This is a genomic window from Brakhagea slesvicensis (assembly GCF_052161625.1).
Taxonomy (GTDB): Bacteria; Planctomycetota; Planctomycetia; order Pirellulales; family Pirellulaceae; genus JBKCUI01.
This window is the reverse complement of sequence record NZ_CP197412.1, coordinates 1,395,830-1,414,456: the sequence shown is the minus strand read 5'-3', so window position 1 is coordinate 1,414,456 and position 18,627 is coordinate 1,395,830. Positions and strand designations below refer to the sequence as shown.

The following is an 18,627-nucleotide window of genomic DNA, read 5'->3' as shown; positions in this document are numbered from 1 at the left end:
CGAATCCTACTCTTCGCCGAGCTCGGTAGAAAATTTCTGCCGCAGCTTGCGAATGCGAATGCGATTCCCAGCGGCCTGTGGTGACGCTTCGAATTTATATTCCGCCTCGGCTTGCTTTTGTTTCCCAGTCCGTTCGTACATGCGACCTAGCAAGTAGTGGGCATGGGCATGCCACTTTTGGGTCCCTTCGACATCGAGCGTTCGCTTCTGCAACCAGTCGATCGCCGTCTCGGGTTTGTTCAAGTCCCCGTTTGCCATGGCAGCGAAGATCCCGATATCGAACTTGGACCGACGAAAGAAGCCTTGCGCTTGGAGCAATCGCATCTCAAATCGTTCGATCGGCTCGTAAGGACTTCGAACCATCCCAAGCTCTTGCTGGATCATCCGATCGGTCATCAAGTCTTTCAGGGTTTGCTCGTCGACGCGAAAATCCATATAAGTCCGCAACGCACCATCGGCTTCGACCGTGCTTTCAAATTGCCCGTTGAAATGCAATTGCCGTGCGCGGCTGATGGGGGTGTCCATGATGAACACACCGTATTGATCCATGTACTGCATCGAGAATGGCGACTGTTCGTCCAGTCTTTGGCGCAGCGAGATGTTATAAACGTGACTTAACCAAGGGACATTCCATAGCCGAATGGAAAGCGTTTCATCCAGCTTCTGAATCCGCTGTTCCAACGCATCGGCATCCATGCTGATGCGAATTCGGTTATCGCCCGTGAGAGAACGTTGAAGCGTGAACATCGACCGAAAAACGGCAAACGGTTCGCAGTCGATCATTGCGATGAGCTTGCCCAAGTCCGCTTGCTCGACCGGGTATTCAAAGAAACCTGCGATCTTCGCGCGTCGCAACACTTGTGGGTTGCTCTTGGCTTCTCGAAGGGTCGCGATCCCATCCCCCGACTGACTGGGAATGGGCATGCCCCATTGCGGTTCGAATAGGTAGAGCTCCTCGCCGATCGGCACTCCGATGCACCAAGGTCTCACCGAGGCATTCTCAACCGCGCCGGACGGACTGGGCAACGCCAGCACCACGCTATCGATGCCTTGCGAAAAAAGTAGCTGGGTAAAAACCCGCCCGCGCTGCCAACGATCTCCCCGGGCGAACATCATCGTCTGCCACGGAAGCTGTCGATAGATCGGGGCTGTGTCCGAGATGGGGAGGTCAGGATTGGTCAGCAACTGCTCGACGTCTTTGGGTGCTCCTTCCATCGCCACATTGCAAATGGTCCAATCAAAGAGCTTGAGAGCCGTCTCCAGTCGCAGCCCTTCTTCAGGCGGTAATGTTTTTTGCTGAGCAGCGAGCCAATCCAGGAAAAGGCCGTCCCGGTACGGCTGCTCGAGAACCCACCCGGCGACTTGGCTCAGCATCTGGCACTGCAGCAAGTATTCGCATTCGGGTTCGCCAAACTCGATTTCCTTCATCCGTTTCGAAAAGTCGATCGTGAGAAGACTGGGAGCAATCGAATTGAGCAACTCCGGAGACTTCCATTCCGGCGGATTCTGAACGCTCTTGGACCAAGTGTTGAGTTGGTAGCGAATCTCCTTTAGCGCGGCGATTCGATCCAACCGAATCAATTGAGGGAGGTATCGAAAGGCCTCGCGAATCGTATCCTTCCGCTCCTGCGATAGCGTCTTGGCCGCTTGGATCTGCTGCAGCTCTCGCTGGTTCTTGTTTTCGCAACCAGGAAGAAACAGGGATGCTCCCGCCAGCCATCCCGTGAAAATAGAGGTTGTTACGAATCGTCGTTTCATAAGCTTTGGAGCGGCGAGGATGAGTAGGAGTGGCGGAACTGCGTATTACGTTAACCAAGGTTTCGTGGTTCGCCAAATGGTATGGACCCGACTCAGCACCCCTTCGAATGCATCGAGCGGGACCATGTTCGGGCCATCGCTAGGGCTTTGACTCGGATCCGGGTGCGTTTCAAAAAAGAGGCCGTCGACCCCGACCGCAGCCGCCGCGCGGGCCAACGGTTCCACCATCGCGCGATTTCCCCCGGTCGCTCCCCCAAGTCCACCCGGCTGTTGTACCGAGTGGGTGGCGTCGAAGAGAACCGGCACCCCTAAGGCCCTCATCGCCGGGAGACCTGTCATATCATTGACCAAACGGCCATAGCCAAAAAACGTACCCCGTTCACAGAGCGCCAGCCCCGGCGCGCCGCTGCTCCTAGCCTTTTCGACAACGTATTGCATGTCCGACGGAGCCATGAACTGCCCCTTCTTCACGTTGAGCGGTCGACCTGTTGCCGAGCAAGCCACGATGAGGTCGGTCTGCCGTGCGAGAAACGCCGGGATCTGAAGCAGATCGCAAACCTCCGCGACCACCGCTGCTTGATCGGGCAAATGAACGTCCGTGGTGACCGGGCAACCGACCCGCTCTTTCACCTTCGCGAGGATCTCTAAGCCAGCATCGATCCCAGGTCCTCGATCCGCTTTAGCGCTGGTACGATTCGCTTTGTCAAACGATCCCTTGAACACGTACGCGATATCCATCGCGTCGCACATGATCTGAACCTGCTGTGCGATTTGCAAACAGAGGTCGAGCGATTGCAGGACGCACGGCCCTGCAATCAGCAACATGCGATCGGAGGGGAGCGTATGGTTGCCGATCGTAAAGCTCTTCATCGTTTGTCACCCTTCCTAGCGGCGGAATTCATGGATCTCCATTCAACGGAAAAAGGTCGCAAGACAATCTCCTGCGACCTTATCAGCCCCATACCGGTTGCGAACACGCGAGCGGCTGTTGGATCAGTCGATCGCGAGCTTCAATAGAATCGCCGGTTGCCGTCCCTACACCCGTTCGCTTAAGAACGGTAGAGAGATCAAGGTCCCGTCTTTGTCGCGACACTCTAGATCCAGATGCTCGGGGAACAATGTATCACTGCCGAGAATCAAGATATTCACGCCAGTCGATTCCTCAAGCTTGATCAAGTCTCTACGCTTCCGGTTATTGAGATACGCGGCAACGTTCTCACTGACCTTGACGACTACCCTAGCGGCATTCGACATCTGGCAAGCCATCATGATCAACCGGGTTACCTCGATCGACATGCTCTCGGCGGTCTTCACGAGCGACCGGCCTCGGCAGCAGGGGCAATCCTCGTAAACGCTTCGCTTGAAACTGGGGCGAATGCGTTGCCGTGTCATCTCGATCAATCCAAAAGGACTGGTACGAAGGATCTTGGTCCTCGCTCGATCGCGTTTCATCGCATCGCGGAGCGTCTTCTCCACTTTGCGGCGATGGCTTTCTCTTCGCATATCGATGAAGTCATTGACGATGACTCCCCCCAAGTCGCGAAGACGCAATTGTCGTGCGATTTCCTTCGCGGCCGCGACGTTCAGGTGGTACGCGTTTTCCTCGGCGTTCTCATCTCCTCCTCGGAAATTACCACTGTTCACGTCGACCGCCACGAGCGCCTCGGTTTGGTCGATGACGATCGATCCGCCACCCTTGAGCGGAACCACACGTTGATGGATCCTGGCGATCTCCTGCTCCAATTTGTAATGGTGGAAGAGCGGTTCTTTGCGATCGTACTTTTGAAGTCGATCGGCAAAGCGAGGCATGACCAGTTCCAAAAATTCCTTGGCGCGATTGTACGCGTTTTCTTCGTCGATGATCAATGTGTCGATGTCATCGGTAAAGGTATCGCGAATCGTTCGGATCATGATGTCGCTTTCTTCGTAGACATCGCAGGGAGCCGGCGTGCTCTTGATCCGTTTGACAATCACTTTCCACAAACGGAGTAGGTACGCGACGTCGCGTGAAAGCTCTTTCCGTGTCCGTTCTTGGCCGGCGGTGCGTACGATGAAACCAACCCCCTTCGGGAGTTGCAGTTCGAGCATCATGCTTCGCAGCTTGCGTCGCTCGTCTTCGTCTTCGATCTTGCGACTGACACCGACACGTCCGAGTGCGGGCATCAGAACGAGATAGCGGCCCGGGATGCTGATGTAGGTAGAGAGAGTGGGGCCCTTGGTACCGATTCCCTCTTTGATGACCTGCACCAAAACCTCATCACCCCGTTTGAAGATTTCTTGAATCGGCGGCTTGAACCGAGGGCGGCCGCTGCGGAGTTTTCCGCCGCGTTGTCGGGAATTGCGTCCATTCCGCTTGCCTTGTTCGGACGATTCCTCTTCTCCTTCTTCGTCGTGTTCATCATCGACGCCGGGATAATGGCCATCCATGATCTCATCAGGATCGTAGCCAGCTTGGCGGAAGTATTGTGGTTCGATATCGCTGATATGCAGGAATCCGTTGCGTCCGACGCCGAAGTCGACGAAGGCGGCTTGGATGCTCGGTTCGATATTGACGATTTTGCCTTTGTAGATATTTCCTACCCAATTGTTTTGGCTGGTTCGTTCGGTGTAGAGTTCTTCCAGAACTCCGTCTTCCAGCAGGGCAATGCGGCACTCCTCCATTTGGGAGACATTGATCAGCATTTCCTTTTTCATCGAGGCTTGGTTCCTTTCCATCGCTTCGTCCTTGAAAAGAGCGTCGCGAGTGAATCCGGTTGGATTCTGGTTCATCGGCGTCTTGTCGATCGCTTATGGAGGAGCGACATCGAAGCGTCAAATTTCAAATGGTTGTACTGGGATCGTTAGGCTTGCAAAACGATTTCGGGCACGAGCCCGGCTAATTGATTCATTAAGAAAGCGTCTACTTCGCGCGCCGTGGAGAGACGCAATGCTCTCCAAGCCATCGCTTCGCATTGCCCGATCGTGACCGATCGGATCGCTTTCTTCAGGATGGGAATCGCCGCAGGGGCGATGCTCAACGTGCGAATTCCCATTCCGGCGAGGAGCAGTGCATAAGCAGGGTTATTGCTCATTTCACCGCAAACACTCGTCGACTTATGGTTCTCGGATGCGATTTGCTGTGTTCGCTGAATCAGTCGAAGCACGGCAGGATCACACGCTTGGTAGAGGTCCGCAACCGATTCGTTGCTTCGATCCACCGCGAGGGTGTACTGGGTCAAGTCATTGGTTCCGATGCTGACAAAGTCGATCTCTTCGATGAACCGGTCCAACATCAGAACTGCCGCAGGGACTTCGACCATCATCCCGACTTGCACGGCACAAGGGATATAGTCGCCTTCGGACGCTAAGTCCTCGGCGACCGAACGCAACAGAAAGCGAGCGCTTCGCAATTCATCGAGCGTGGTGATCATGGGAAACATGACTCGCACGTCTCCCAAACAAGCTGCCCGAAGAATCGCCCTGGCCTGAATCCGGAAGAGGGCTGGATTTCGAAGGCTTAAACGAATGCTTCGCAACCCCAAGAACGGATTGTTCTCGGGCTCTGTCAAATGAGTCATCCCCATCTTGTCCGCACCCAGGTCGAGGGTGCGAATGACGACGGGGCGATTTTGCATATCACGCACGACGCGCGCATACGCTTGATAATGCTCCTCTTCACTCGGTTCATTGGAGTGCCCCAAGTAGAGGAACTCGGTTCGATAGAGACCAACTCCGTCGGCGCCGCGCGCGATGCACGCGGCCGCTTCGTGAGGGAACTCCACGTTTGCCATCAATTCAATACGGACCCCATCACTGGTGCTGGCGGGCAAGTCTCGGATTTCTTCCAATTGGGTCGCGATCGACTGCCGAAACAATCGTCGCTCCAGATACCGTTCTCGAGTCGAAGCATCGGGAGACACGATAATGCGTCCCAAATGCCCGTCGATAATGACTTCATCGCCGCTTCGGATGTTGTGCAGGAAATTTCCGACCCCTACGACGGCGGGAATCTCCATCCCCCGGGCTACGATCGCTGTATGCCCCCCCGGCCCACCCGCCTCGGTGCAAATGCCTAGCACCTTGGAGCGATCAAAGGCTGCGGTCTCCCCTGGGGTCAAGTCGTGACTGACCACGATGGCCTCATGGGGCAACTGCGTCAGTGTCGCCATCGGTTGACCCGTCAAATGCTCCAACAGCAAACGCTCGACATCCCGCACGTCATTGGCACGCTCAGCAAGAAAGCTGCTGGGGGATTTGCGAAATGCGGCAGCGTACCGTGTGAAGACTTCGCTCACGGCGTATTCGGCCGAGTAAGACTTCTTGCGGATGAGATTCTCAAGCTCCGATTGCAAGTGAGGATCGAGGAGGATCTGCTGCTGAGCCGAGAATATCCCGCCGAGATGATCGCCCAGCGATGCAGCAGTCGACTGCCGATTGGTTTCCAGCTTCGTCTTGGCAACTGTGACCGCTTCGATCAGTCGGTTCCATTCCGACTCGTACTCGCCTGGCTTCACCAAACATCGGGTGATGCGATACCCCTCTCGGTCGAAAACCAACGCACGCCCGAAGGCAACGCCAGGCGATACAGCGATACCTTGCAGTTCAAGCATTCTGTGCCGCTCGTGTGTTGGAATGGACCAAGAGAAAAATCATTTCTCGCAGACGCAACGCCTTATCGCATGGATGGTTTCGGGACGGACGAGGAACATTAGCCCGGTGCAGCAGATGGTTCGTCGAATTGGGACTCAAAGAGTTGACTGATCGCCTGCACGGCTTGATCCGCATCCGGACCTTGAGCACGCAGAATCAACTCACTCCCCTGCGTTGCTGCCAACGTGAGAAGACTGAGAATACTTCGACAGTCTGCGACTTGCCCAGCCCGCTCCAGCTCGATCTGACACTGAAAGGAAGCCGCGGTGCGTACCAGCTTATCCGCAGGACGCATGTGCAACCCTTCGGGATTTTTAACAACTACTACGCAATGTTGAATCGCCGCACTCATGGCTATCAAGTACCGAACTGGTTACTGTCCGCCTCTTCGAGCAACTGAAGAATGTCTTCGGGTCTCTTCGATTGACGAAGGAATCGACAAAACGTGTCATCTCGCAACTGCCGCGAAATGTTCTCCAAGGCTCGCAAGTGATCCCCGGGACGGTCCGGAGGAGAAACGAGCAAAAAGAACAAGGAAGCGTCGTGGCCATCGAGCGACTCGAAGTCGAGACCGGTCTCGCTAACTCCGACCGTCCCGACCAACTTCTCGACGCTGGCATGCTTCGTATGCGGTACGGCCACGCCGCGACCAATCCCCGTGCTCCCCAACTCCTCCCGCTTCATGATCGCTTTGACGATATCGCCTCGATCCGCTTCTTTGATCTCACCCGCTTCGACCAATGCGTCGACCAACTCGGAGATCACCCCTTCTTTGCTTGTCGCCGAGAGCTGCGCCCGAATGGCCTTGGGGGAAATAAATGCAGAAAACTTCATGGACCTAGAAATCCTTCAATCGCTCACACAACTCCGAAGGGAGCTGGCCAAAAATACGAAACTATAAATATTCCGGTCGCGAGGGCTCGCCAATGGCACTCCTCGCGATCGGGGATCGAACAAGCTGATATTAGACGGTCTCGCCATTGGAGTGCTTCACTCCCGTGGCTTTGTGCTCCGTCACCTTTTCTTTGTGTTTCCGAATTTGCTGTTCCACCTTGCCAATCGTCAAGTCCAAAGCGGCCAAAATCGTTTGAGATTGTGTGGAAGCGACGAAATCAGGTGCATGTTCTGCGGAAACGTTGATTTCGACCGACGGCTTGTCCAAATGCTCCAAGTCGACTGTCACTTCGATGGCATTGATGCGGTCGAAGAGGCGCCGAACCTTCTCCACCTTCTCGACAATGATCGCTTGATCTTCTGCCTTGAGGTGGCCATGACGAGCGGAAACGTTGACTTGCACGGGGAAACTCCGATGGGCTCGAGCAATAAGAGGACAAAGGCTGCCGAGCACCCACCCTAAGGTCTGTGCCCGAATGGCCGAATTGTAACCCTTTTGCATGCCCCTAACAAATCCCCGTCTTCTTCCTACCCTCTTTCGGATCAAAAATGCTAATGACTCCGATCGGAAATGCTCCGCGATTCTCGCCCCGCAACCGTCCACTCCCAAATCGCTAACGGAACAATCACCGCAATTTCCAATCCAAAATACGCCCATCCCCCCCAAGTGATCTGGCTGCGAAACACCACCAACAGCGCCATCACCGTAAGGCAGTAGAGCAAGTTGCAACAGGAAATCACTCGTAGACCATCCCGGGGCTCGAGGAACCCAAGGATCGAAACCATATCCCATATCGCAAAACCCAACGCGACCAAAGCCATCCACGACAGAATCCCGGTCGGGAGCCCGGTCTTCCATCGCTCGGCCGCAAGCAAAAAGTAGGTTGCCATGGATGTGTTCAACGCCCCGACAGCGTCTAAGACCAAAAGCCCCCGAGGCCGATAGAAGATGGCGCGAAGAAAGCTGGTCATGGGTTCGTTCCTCTCGACCTCGGTTCCGACAAGGACGCTCGCGTCGATCGATACAAGGTGCTATTCGGCTTTTGCCTTCGTCAATGTGCTTTGCAACTCTTGAAGCCGAACACTTTGACCCTCGACGGCGCTCTTGAGTTCGCGAATTTCCGTTCGCAACCCCTCGATCTCTCGCTCCAGATCCCCCGTCTTGCTTCGGCTGAATATCAACACGATCAACGCGATCAAGATCAATGTGCCGCATCCAAGGTTCACTTCTTGCCCCTCCGCGAGCCTAATCTTCGCGGGGGATTCGGAAGGGTTCAGTCCTGATTCAGATTCCATCGCCATTATGGATCCCTTTGCGCCTATCGAAATCGTCTTTTTGGAACGAGCCAGCATCCTACCAATCGGTAGCAAAAGACGCGAGATTCCAACCGACGATGCGAATCAGCCTGCCGCAAACGTTCCTGCATTTCGCAACATCGCCATCTTCAAGAGGGCCGTGCAAGTCGGGCCATGAGTGATCTCGCTCTCCATCACCATCTGAATTCCTCGCTCCAACGAGACGTGAATGCGCTGGATTTGTTCGGTTCCTTCCGGGGAAGCTTCCACCAGCCGAAGATCGGTCGCGCAAAAGAGCTGCGTCGGCGAGGAAAGGGCGGAGGTCAAAGGATCGACCCAACCCAAATGCCGCAATCGCTCCGCTTGCACTCCCACTTCTTCTTGAAGCTCCCGCAATGCAGCTTCCTCGGCCGATTCTCCCTCTTCGATGCCGCCACTAATTCCTTCGATCGTGTCGCGACCGACAGCGTAGTGAAATTCCCGGGTCAAATAAATCGACCCATCGCGATCCATGGGAATGACGCACACACCTGGCTTGATGCGGACCGTGGAATAGGTCCCCGGCAGTCCATCGGGACGCAGGACGTCGTCCTTGCGCACGGACATCCAAGGGTCTTGATAAACGTCATGACGCGCAATGATTTGCCAAGGCCCGTGTTGGTCGCGTGGGTGCAACGACATGTTCAATACGCATCCTGCCGCAAAACGACTCGAAAGGTTTTTAAGATGAGTTTGATGTCCAGCCAAAGTGACCACTCGCGAATGTAGCGGTGATCCAGCGCGATGCGAGCTTCCATCTTTTCGATGGTGTCGGTCTCGCCGCGGCTCCCTTCGACCTGCGCCAAACCAGTGATTCCCGGCTTGACCTTGTGTCGCATCATATAGCCGCGAATCAATTTTCTGTAGTGCTCGTTGTGGGCATTCGCATGAGGCCTGGGCCCGACCAGCGACATTGAACCGTCGATGACATTGAATAACTGAGGTAATTCGTCGAGCGAGGTGCGACGCAGGATGCGACCGATCGGGGTGACGCGAGGATCATCCTTCGTCGCCTGCTTCACCACCGGCCCGTTGTCGCACGTGAACATCGATCGAAACTTCCAAACCAATATTTCTTTGCCATCGAGGCCATATCGCTTCTGACGAAAGAAGACCGGTCCCTGCGATGTAACTCGAACCAGCAACGCACAGATCAAAAGAATCGGAGAAATCAAAACGACGCCGATCAGACTCAAGCTCAAATCGAGCGCTCGCTTGACCCATCCATCCACGCCATACATGGGGGTTTCAAAAACGCTGACAACCGGCAACCCGCCCACTTGCGTCCAGCGCGAATGGAGCAACTCGAAGACAAAAAAATCAGGCACGATGTAGACCGAAGCGGTGGTGTTCCCAAAGACATCGAGCAAGTCCTGAATCCGCTTCTCCGCACGCATCGGCAAAGCGATCAACACGACATCGATTTCGCCTCGCTGCGAGCAAGCCAACAATTCGGATGTCGTGCCGCAATATTCGGGCAAATCCTGCTCGTGGTCTTGCCGGCGCTCCGCACCTCGATCGTCATAAAAGCCAACGATCCGCAACCCGCTATCCGCCGAACGCATGGCATTGCGTGCAATATCGTATCCCAATCGATTTGCCCCAATGATTGCCGTTCTCCGTACTCCAACCCCCCACTTGCATAAATACTCCATCGCCGCTCGTACGACCATATGGCTGCACAGCAACAATAGTCCTCCTACAAAGAACCAAGCAACCATGCTGGAACGCGCAAAGGTATCGATCTGCTTCGTAAAGACCCCGACCAGCAGTATGGATACAAAGGTAATAATCCACGCGACGGTTCCTAACGCGACTTCGCTGTTCGCGGACTGACCGCCGCTCGGACGATAATAACCGCACAATTCACCGATCACGAATAAAGCAATGCACGACACCAAACTGACAATCGCCGTCAGCTCGTTGATCGGTTTATTCGTGAGCCACTGAACCAATGGAAGGGAAATGCAAAGCAGAACCGAGTCAAGCATGTGGAGCAGAACCGGGACAAACGACCTGGTCGGGCGAATGGCAAATGCACTCATAACAACGTCTCGTGTAAGGGGCTGAAAGCTAAGCGATGGGCGACAATCGCTACTATCTGTTAGGTCGAAACCCCGAACACGCCTCCCCATTTCCTGGTTTCCAGCAGCCCCCCTGCAGAACAAACCGGGACAATCCCTATACGCGGCATAAACGGAATTCCTTCGCGACCCTTCCACTTGCAAATGCATTCAATCCGATGATCCGACGAGTCGCCGCACCCGGTCCCCCGTCGCCATCCCTCTTGAGAATTGATAGTTGCATGAGAGACTCTCTGAGCATCATTTTCCCGGTCAAAGATCGTCAGAGTGAAATCCATTCCCAGATTGAGCGACTTTTGGAATGGCTATGCGACTTGAGTCGAGATGTTCAATTAATCGCTGTCGACGACGAATCGACCGACGCCACACCGGAGATTTTGGACGAATTGCGACGGCGATATCCACAGTTGGAGGTGGTGCGAAAGCAATCGAGCGTGGGGCCGGTCCAAGCTTCCGAGTCTGTCCTGCACCGAGCTCGCGGCGAATTCATCTTCCTCCATCAATCGTATGAAGAAATCGATCTGGAAGAGGTTCTGCACCTTTGGAAGCTACGCAAGGACGAACAACTCGTCATCGCGAGGGCAGCGACTCGCGTGCGACGGGTCGACCAACAACTCCTCCAGCGATTGCACGATTGGGGCAAAAGGCTAGAAGACAATTGGCCCCAAACACGAACCGTGTCCGGCGGCCTCCAAATGATGCGGCGGGATGGCGTCAAAGGTCTTTCCGAAATCAAGGATTCGCTGGAGGATCTCGAGGTGACCCACCAGTCCCATCGGCGCATCTCGGGCCCGAAATTTATTCAGCCGGCAGGTGACTCGGCAGCAAAGACGATCAAGGCCCCGTAACATCGCCTTGCACCCCCACAACGGTAACTTCTCCCGGCTTGCGGAAGCGACCAGGCGGAAGGCCGCCGTTCTCCCTGGAGGCAAGATTCGAAAAACCTTGGGATTTCGCCCCGGAATGCCTGAGGTTTTCGTACTTGTTCCGTTGCTCAAACGACGTCGCTAGACCTATAATCATCCGGTCGGGCGATTCGCTCAACTCTCTCTTCTTACCTCCCCTCCCATCGTCCATCCGCCGGCGTTCAGTCGCGTTGCTCCATTCGCTCCCCGAGTGCGGCTTGTTGTTGAACCAAGCGGACCTCGTTTAACTTTTCATGAACGGTCACGATCAAAACGGAACCCCTTCTCCCAGGTCGGTTCCCCTGCGCCCTACTTCCTCCCCACGGGATGCGGAGCCTTTGTCCCTTTCCGAGGAACTCTACAAAGACCGCAGACACGCGCAGCCGAGCAGCGGAACACAGCCCGCTATCGATTTCGCAACTCTGCAACAAATGCCGACCGAGGCCATCCTCGAATTGGCTCGAAGCGAGAAACTCGGCAACCCAGAATCGCTCGATCGGCAAGAACTGATTTATCAAGTCCTCAAGGCGAAACTCCTTTCCTCCGGCATCCTCTACGGGGAAGGCACCCTGGAAATCCTGAACGACGGGTTCGGATTCTTGCGATCGTCAAGCCACCATTACGTCTCCTGCACCGACGACATCTACATATCCCCGTCGCAAATTCGACGCTTTGGCCTCAGCACCGGGATGACCATTTCCGGTCAGATCCGTCCTCCCAAAGAGAACGAACGCTACTTCGCGTTGCTTCGCGTGGAGGCCATCAACCATCGCAATCCCAACGAAGCCAAATCTCGCAAACCCTTCGACTCGCTAACCCCTCTGCACCCGAACAAGCGAATCGTTCTGGAAACCGCTCCCGATGTGATCGAGACTCGCGTCGTCGATCTCATCGCACCCATCGGCTTCGGACAACGGGGCTTGATCGTCTCCCCACCCCGGGCTGGCAAAACGTTACTGCTTCAGAAACTTTCCAAAGCCGTCTTGGCGAACTACCCCAACGCATACGTCATCATTCTTTTGATCGATGAGCGTCCGGAAGAAGTCACCGATATGCAACGCGAAGTCCGTGGCCCGAAATGCGAAGTGGTTAGCAGCACCTTCGACGAACCCGGCTCGCGACACATCCAAGTCAGCCAGATGGTTTTGGAGAAAGCAAAGAGACTGGTGGAAGATGGCATCGACGTGGTGATCTTCCTCGATTCCATCACTCGCCTCGCGCGCGCCTGGAACGGCGAATGTTCTCAAAGCGGCAAGCTGCTCACCGGCGGTCTAGATGCCAACGCAATGCAAAAGCCCAAATCGTTTTTTGGAGCGGCTCGCAAGGTGGAAGAGGGCGGCTCCCTTACCATCATCGCTACCGCGCTCGTCGGGACTGGCAGCAAGATGGACGATGTCATCTTCGAAGAGTTCAAGGGAACTGGGAACATGGAGATCGTTCTCGATCGTGCCTTGGTCGATCGCCGCGTTTGGCCGGCGATCGACATCAACGCATCTGGAACGCGCAGGGAAGAAGCGCTGCTCGACCCAGAGGAGTACCAGCGAGTCTCCCTCTTGAGAAAGACCCTTTCGCAATTGAGCCCGACCGATGCGATGGAACAACTCGTTCAGAAGATGCAGAAAACGAAATCCAACGCAGAGTTCCTGCTCGGCATCCGCCCGTAATCCCTCCCCCATTCGAACCCATCGAACCGTGAGTCCAAGCTATGCCACAAACACTTGATCTCGCACCTAGCGTGAACACCCAAGGCATCGAAGCGCACCGCATCGCCATCGTCGTTTCCGAATACAACGATCACATCACCGGCAAACTGCGAGACGGTGCCGTCAGCACCTTGCTGGAAGCCGGAATCAAGGACGAGGATATCTTGATCGTCCCCGTACCGGGAGCTTGGGAACTCCCTTTCGGAGTCCAACAACTCCTCGGCGAGCGGACTTGCCGAGGCGCCATCGCTCTCGGCGCCGTCATTCGAGGGGAAACGACCCACGACCAACACATCAACCGTGCCGTGAGCATGGCGCTCATGCAACTCTCCTTGGACCACAACAAGCCCGTTGCATTTGGCCTCCTCACCGTAAATAGCCTGGAGCAAGCGATCCAGCGAAGTGGCGGCAATGTCGGCAACAAAGGAGAAGAATCCGCCCAAGCCCTCCTCACTTGCCTCCGTGTTGCCGCCGCAGCCGCCCACCTTCACCGCTAAGACCAACCTTCACCGCTTGGCCCAACCTTCACCGCTTAGCCCAACCTTCACCGCTTAGCAAGTTACGAGTGGCGCAAGCCTTCGCACGCGATGAAAAACCGCGAGGATGACCATGCGGTTTGGCGCTGCTTCAACGCCTATCCATGTTGCGAACTCATCGCAATCGACTCGGTAATCTTTGCCCTTTTGGTTCGCAATTGGGTCGGCGAGGCTTTACCATGGTGGCAGACCAACCTAAGTTCGAAGTCTGCCCCCCTCCATCTTCATAACGAAATGAACAAGACATTGCTCGTTGCCACAGCGATGTGGCTACTGCTGCTTGGCAGCTCTTCCGCAATCTGGGCGGACTTCACGTTTGACTTTGAAGACAAACAAGGGATTGCGGGAGTTACGTCACTGACGTACGTGAAGCCCGAATTGACGATCACGATCACCAGAACCTCGGGTGCAACATTCGACATCGATTCGCCTGGGGTGAATCCATTTCTTAGCGGAAGCCTAAGCCCATTCAACGGCGATAATGGAGTGTACATCGATGATCATTTCCAGATTGAGTTAAGCCGACCCGTTGCAGCCTTTTTCATAGACGCTGGGGACTTTGGTGGAGATCTCGATTCTTTGGTTCTTGAGGGGTTCGTGGGACCAGGACTGACTGGTGAGACAGCAGGTTGGCAAGGCTCATTGCCTGGTGGTGGCAGCAACTTTGGGTACGCGACCATGCAGTTAACACGAGATCCGGACCTACCTGGATTTCGTTCGTTCCGATTCCGAGGTGGAACGCCGGTCGCTCCGAATTCCGTCTATTACGACAACATCCGCTTTCGTCTATCTTCTGTTCCAGAGCCCAGCGCCGCGATCCTTTTCGCATTAGCATGCGCATCGATCGGAGCAATGCGTTCTTTTCGTTCAACAGTCAGCCGATAGGCGTACATGTCTGATAGCGCAAGCAACAGATCCACCCATGAGGAGGCAAGAGTTGTACGCACCTTGCTTTCGCTACGTTACTTCTTTCTATAATTTATGCAGGCAAACCCCTGCAAGTCTATGGCTCAATGGAGTCGCAAGATGGCGGCTACCTTAAATGCGATATAACAAGTCCCTGCACCGCCGTGGCAAACCTAACTTCTTGCACGCAGCTGCGTTGGCGCCATTCAAGGTTCGGAGTTAGGCAGAAGCGACAGAGCTATCTCTCGTTTCGATCGTTCCGAGCAGGTCTCGTTCGTTAGAGCGATCATTCTGCTGCTGCATCAGGAATGGCTTTCTGGATCACCATTGTCGACATTCCCATTCCGATAATAAGCGGCAGGGCGAAGCACAGAACCTTTAAAAAATTGGCAACGCCGGCGGACAGCGATTCGGCAATAAAGGGCAAGACGAATGATACGAGTATCGCGATCGCCCATATGCCAGCATTCGTTCCGATAAGTTTCCTTTTTTGCGAAGATGTCATGATTGCATTCCTTATTCCGGTTTCGAAGTGAGACTCTTTGCTGTCGGATAGCACACGTCGGCCTTTGCGAGATCAGGTCATCCTACTGGAATCCGAATGAAGTACGACAACGCAATGGTTAGGTGGGCAACAACACCAACAATAACTAACGACTGCGATTACTAACATCGAACCGATTGGTTGTATTCATCGCATACATAGCTAACTCCTGGCGAACGCCGAAAGTATTCCGTTTAAAGCCAAGGGATCACAATTGGTAACTTAGGTGCAATATTCTATTCGTTTTTCCTCTCGTACTCGTACTCGTACTCAGCATCGCGGTACTCGTACTCGATCTCCGGTTCCGCCACCGAATCGGTTCGTTGAAACAATTGCGTCAACCTAGTCGATCGCAAGTCGATACACGTCTTGTCAATCGTAGTCGAAGATCGACTCTGTCATCTCCGTTTTCTCGAGGACGAGTACGAGTACCGTTGCACTGAGTAGGAGTACGAGGAAATCCGGCCCGATGCACGAACCATTAATTCTGAGGCGCATACACCGGGAAAGGAAGTTTCATTGTAGCCCATTCGACGAATGGAATGGGCTGTGAAGTGTGTGGACTAAGTTTTCGAAAATGCGATGTGCTGGCTACTGAATCTCGGCGACGATCCATTCCCCCGACACTTTGACGGCAACACCTCGGCTACGTCAGCGTGCGATCGCTCGCAGGCACTACCGAGACGGAACTGCGAAGAACGCCAGGCATTCGGTGAAACAATCGTCGATCATTGTCGAAAGGTCCTCCGGACGCTCAACATGTCGCTCCGAGCTGAAGTTCCAAACTTACTCACGCATCCGAGGTTGCCGAATGCGCTAGACATGGAAGACAGCCGATGACTTCGCGACCAATCAATTCCTGGGATTACATGGGAGCAGAACACTGATCGTCGCTAATCACCACTAATAAGGAATAGCAACAATATTGTCGCGGTTTTTGATTAGTGCGAATGAGTGGAGATTAGTGTTCCTGCTTGCTCAAGACGCTGAGCTTTAGATTCTAGCAATATCCATGTTCGTGATCTGACCGTTTGACGTATCTCTGCCGTTTCCGCATAGCCGATGTGCCATCAACAACATGATCTGCTAAGATCTAGTCTGCGTGAGAGGTGTTCTCTCACTCGCACAATTCGCTCATCATCTTCCTGACCATCCACAGGGATCGATCCATACTCGAGCCTGTCGGTTCAGAGCACGCATGAGCTAACCAGCGGATGCACCCAACGTCTCGATCTACCGGCCTCTGGCGGTCCATGCTTTCCTCGCTCGACGTGAGTGATCCTTTTCGTATCCGTCATCAATACGGTTCCTCAATGGCCGAAAGCACAGACATCAATCTGCCTCGTTCCCACGCTGCACGATTTCCTGCTCGGTGCGTCGTTTGCAATGGTGACGCCCCCAAGTCTCACGTTCGTCTGATGACGGGCACGCTTGGATGGTGGACTTGGTTGCTTTGGTGGTGGGGCAAGCCGTTTGTTGCCAAGGCTCCAGCTTGCACTGCCTGTGCGTGGAAACTTCACGGCCTGCGATTCGCCAGCCTTGCATTGGCAATCTCGATCACCGTTGCGGCCCTTTGGTTGATCTGGCCGTACTTCAAGGATTCGGTTCCGCATAGTTTTCGGAACTGGGCCATGATGGGACTCGCGATTCTATGTCTTCTGCCACAAATCATCTTCGAAGTCTTCTTCGCCAAACCCTTTGACATTACTGCCTATGCTGACAGCGTTGACTACGAGTTTACGTCGAAGGACTACGCGGTTGATTTCGCTACGCTCAACGTTGACGCCGCATGGGTCAAAGTCAATGGTGAAATCATCAACCAGTAATGCGGTGTCACAATAGGAGGCACCCACCTATCACCCCTTGAAGCATTGTTGACCCAAACAATTGTCGACATAGCGGAAGATCCCGAAAGAGTTGGAAGTCTGCCACGAGAGGAACTGGCTGCTGGTGCTCGCACCTACCACTTATAGCACAGTCGACAGCGGATCGCTAAATCGGTTGGCAAGGTTGGCACCGTAAGACATTTCCTGTTGCTTCGTACCAATGCCGATGGCCAAGCCGAAATGGGTCGAGTACTACACGACAGCACGGATCTTGCCCCCAACCTTCCAGATGCCTCCTTTCCACGGCCTTGAAGTTTGAGCGACGCTGCGAGAACGATCATGACAATCGAGCCATTCACTTTGGGACCACCCAAAAATGAAAAAAAAGCGTTATGTGTCGTATGCAGTCTGGGAAGAATTACTTGATCAAGCACTCGAGAAGATTCGCGCCGCGTTGAGGGAACGCAGTCCAGCCTGGGAACGATGCGCGGCAATCGTCGCTGAGTTCATCGCACGGACGGCGCCGAACGCGAACCAGCTCCTGGCAAACGCGACCATCTACGAGATCGGATTGGATGTCCGATTCGCGGATCTACTCTACAACCTCGGCTACGTCAGCGTGCGATCCCTTGCAGGCACCACCGAGACGGAACTGCGAAGAACACCCGGCATCGGCGAAACCATCGTTGAGCAATGCCGGAAGGTCCTCCGGACGCTCAACATGTCGTTCCGAGCTGAAGTTCCAAACTTACTCACGCATCCGAGGTTGCAGAACGCGCGAGAGATGGGAGAGGATTGACAGGGTTCAACCTAGCGACCAATAGGCAACTTTCATCAACCCGATTCCACCTATCTGGAATACCCTTAAAAACGCGAGGGTGCCATTTTGGGGAACAATTCCCTGTAGATGACACAATTCTACATTTTAAAGGACGAGGCGCCAGTTAGCGGCTTTAACAGCCATTTTGACCTGCAAAATGGTATACAATGTAACTGTTGTTTACGGTTGTATGCGTCAGATAACTACTACTATGTACAAATGGATTTCATAATGGCAACAGACCCTTACTCACAACCGACCAACGCTAGTAGGACAGTTGGGTCGCAGCGTTTTCGCATCGGAGTGATTCCAGCAACGCTGTTGTTCTTTGTGGCATTCGTAACCGCAGCCTACGGAGCTATGATCGTTCCGAACATATTGCGAGACGCATCAGATGGTTACGACGTCCGTTATTTGATTAGCTTTTCTATGGCTCCTGCCTCCTTATTTGGAATATCGGCGTGCTGTGTATGTGCTGGGCGGTACTTCATGATTGGGAATCTACGGCATGCATTTTTGTTCACGTTTACTTCCTTCATGTGCGTTTTGGCTCTCTGGTGTATTATTTCTATGTGGTGCCGCTAACAAAGCGAGGCGATAGTCACCCGATGCTTTTACAATTGCGTCAAATGACTATGTCCGCACAAGGGCGCAAGCGGGTCAAGGGTGTGTGTTGCCGGGCGTCCT

Annotated in this window: 19 protein-coding genes; 7 read left to right on the top strand and 12 right to left on the bottom strand. The window is 54.3% G+C overall.

Annotation, left to right across the window (positions count from 1 at the left end; genetic code table 11):
- Positions 1–6 precede the first annotated feature (6 nt).
- The 11 genes from SH467x_RS05465 to SH467x_RS05415 all read right to left on the bottom strand — a co-directional run bounded on the left by SH467x_RS05465 (position 7) and on the right by SH467x_RS05415 (position 10,661).
- Positions 7–1,758 (bottom strand): hypothetical protein, encoded by a 1,752-nt coding sequence (locus SH467x_RS05465; protein WP_482370276.1) that lies wholly within the window; start codon positions 1,756–1,758, stop codon positions 7–9.
- A gap of 45 nt (positions 1,759–1,803) precedes the next feature.
- A complete protein-coding gene (gene kdsA, locus SH467x_RS05460) occupies positions 1,804–2,628 on the bottom strand; it encodes a 3-deoxy-8-phosphooctulonate synthase (RefSeq protein ID WP_482370275.1) in 825 nt (274 codons plus the stop codon).
- Positions 2,629–2,793: 165 nt separating this feature from the next.
- Complete coding sequence (locus tag SH467x_RS05455) at positions 2,794–4,527, bottom strand: Rne/Rng family ribonuclease (RefSeq protein ID WP_482370274.1); 1,734 nt, start codon at positions 4,525–4,527, stop codon at positions 2,794–2,796.
- A 71-nt stretch (positions 4,528–4,598) separates the two neighbouring features.
- On the bottom strand, positions 4,599–6,347 hold the full coding sequence (gene ptsP, locus SH467x_RS05450) for a phosphoenolpyruvate--protein phosphotransferase (protein WP_482370273.1): 1,749 nt from the start codon (positions 6,345–6,347) through the stop codon (positions 4,599–4,601).
- Positions 6,348–6,445: 98 nt separating this feature from the next.
- Positions 6,446–6,739 carry an HPr family phosphocarrier protein gene (locus SH467x_RS05445; RefSeq protein ID WP_482370272.1) on the bottom strand — a complete coding sequence of 98 codons (294 nt, stop codon included), beginning with the start codon at positions 6,737–6,739 and terminating at the stop codon, positions 6,446–6,448.
- Positions 6,740–6,744: 5 nt separating this feature from the next.
- Complete coding sequence (locus SH467x_RS05440; protein ID WP_146676717.1) at positions 6,745–7,221, bottom strand: PTS sugar transporter subunit IIA; 477 nt, start codon at positions 7,219–7,221, stop codon at positions 6,745–6,747.
- Positions 7,222–7,351: 130 nt separating this feature from the next.
- Positions 7,352–7,684: a ribosome hibernation-promoting factor, HPF/YfiA family gene (gene hpf / locus SH467x_RS05435; RefSeq protein WP_482370271.1), complete on the bottom strand. Its 333-nt coding sequence runs from the start codon at positions 7,682–7,684 to the stop codon at positions 7,352–7,354.
- A gap of 149 nt (positions 7,685–7,833) precedes the next feature.
- On the bottom strand, positions 7,834–8,253 hold the full coding sequence (locus SH467x_RS05430; protein WP_482370270.1) for a hypothetical protein: 420 nt from the start codon (positions 8,251–8,253) through the stop codon (positions 7,834–7,836).
- 60 nt (positions 8,254–8,313) lie between these two features.
- Positions 8,314–8,583 (bottom strand): hypothetical protein, encoded by a 270-nt coding sequence (locus SH467x_RS05425; protein WP_482370269.1) that lies wholly within the window; start codon positions 8,581–8,583, stop codon positions 8,314–8,316.
- A 99-nt stretch (positions 8,584–8,682) separates the two neighbouring features.
- Entirely contained in the window at positions 8,683–9,258 is a 576-nt protein-coding gene (locus SH467x_RS05420; RefSeq protein ID WP_482370268.1) for an NUDIX domain-containing protein, read from the bottom strand.
- A gap of 2 nt (positions 9,259–9,260) precedes the next feature.
- On the bottom strand, positions 9,261–10,661 hold the full coding sequence (locus SH467x_RS05415; RefSeq protein WP_482370267.1) for an undecaprenyl-phosphate glucose phosphotransferase: 1,401 nt from the start codon (positions 10,659–10,661) through the stop codon (positions 9,261–9,263).
- Between the two features lie 260 nt (positions 10,662–10,921).
- Between SH467x_RS05415 and SH467x_RS05410 the strand changes: the two genes are divergently transcribed.
- From SH467x_RS05410 to SH467x_RS05395, 4 genes are all read left to right on the top strand, one after another.
- Complete coding sequence (locus SH467x_RS05410) at positions 10,922–11,548, top strand: glycosyltransferase family 2 protein (protein ID WP_482370266.1); 627 nt, start codon at positions 10,922–10,924, stop codon at positions 11,546–11,548.
- Positions 11,549–11,859: 311 nt separating this feature from the next.
- Positions 11,860–13,269: a transcription termination factor Rho gene (rho, locus tag SH467x_RS05405; protein ID WP_482370265.1), complete on the top strand. Its 1,410-nt coding sequence runs from the start codon at positions 11,860–11,862 to the stop codon at positions 13,267–13,269.
- A 41-nt stretch (positions 13,270–13,310) separates the two neighbouring features.
- Positions 13,311–13,805: a 6,7-dimethyl-8-ribityllumazine synthase gene (gene ribH, locus SH467x_RS05400; RefSeq protein WP_482370264.1), complete on the top strand. Its 495-nt coding sequence runs from the start codon at positions 13,311–13,313 to the stop codon at positions 13,803–13,805.
- Between the two features lie 273 nt (positions 13,806–14,078).
- Positions 14,079–14,729: a hypothetical protein gene (locus tag SH467x_RS05395; RefSeq protein WP_482370263.1), complete on the top strand. Its 651-nt coding sequence runs from the start codon at positions 14,079–14,081 to the stop codon at positions 14,727–14,729.
- A 307-nt stretch (positions 14,730–15,036) separates the two neighbouring features.
- Here SH467x_RS05395 and SH467x_RS05390 read toward each other — a convergent pair whose 3' ends face one another.
- On the bottom strand, positions 15,037–15,255 hold the full coding sequence (locus SH467x_RS05390) for a hypothetical protein (RefSeq protein ID WP_482370262.1): 219 nt from the start codon (positions 15,253–15,255) through the stop codon (positions 15,037–15,039).
- A 1,352-nt stretch (positions 15,256–16,607) separates the two neighbouring features.
- On the opposite strand from SH467x_RS05390, the gene SH467x_RS05385 reads away from it, so the two are divergent.
- From SH467x_RS05385 to SH467x_RS05375, 3 genes are all read left to right on the top strand, one after another.
- Positions 16,608–17,120, top strand: a complete 513-nt coding sequence (locus SH467x_RS05385; protein WP_482370261.1) for a hypothetical protein — start codon at positions 16,608–16,610, stop codon at positions 17,118–17,120.
- 376 nt (positions 17,121–17,496) lie between these two features.
- Positions 17,497–17,919 (top strand): hypothetical protein, encoded by a 423-nt coding sequence (locus SH467x_RS05380; RefSeq protein ID WP_482370260.1) that lies wholly within the window; start codon positions 17,497–17,499, stop codon positions 17,917–17,919.
- Between the two features lie 252 nt (positions 17,920–18,171).
- Complete coding sequence (locus SH467x_RS05375) at positions 18,172–18,525, top strand: hypothetical protein (protein WP_482370259.1); 354 nt, start codon at positions 18,172–18,174, stop codon at positions 18,523–18,525.
- The last annotated feature ends 102 nt before the right edge of the window (positions 18,526–18,627 follow it).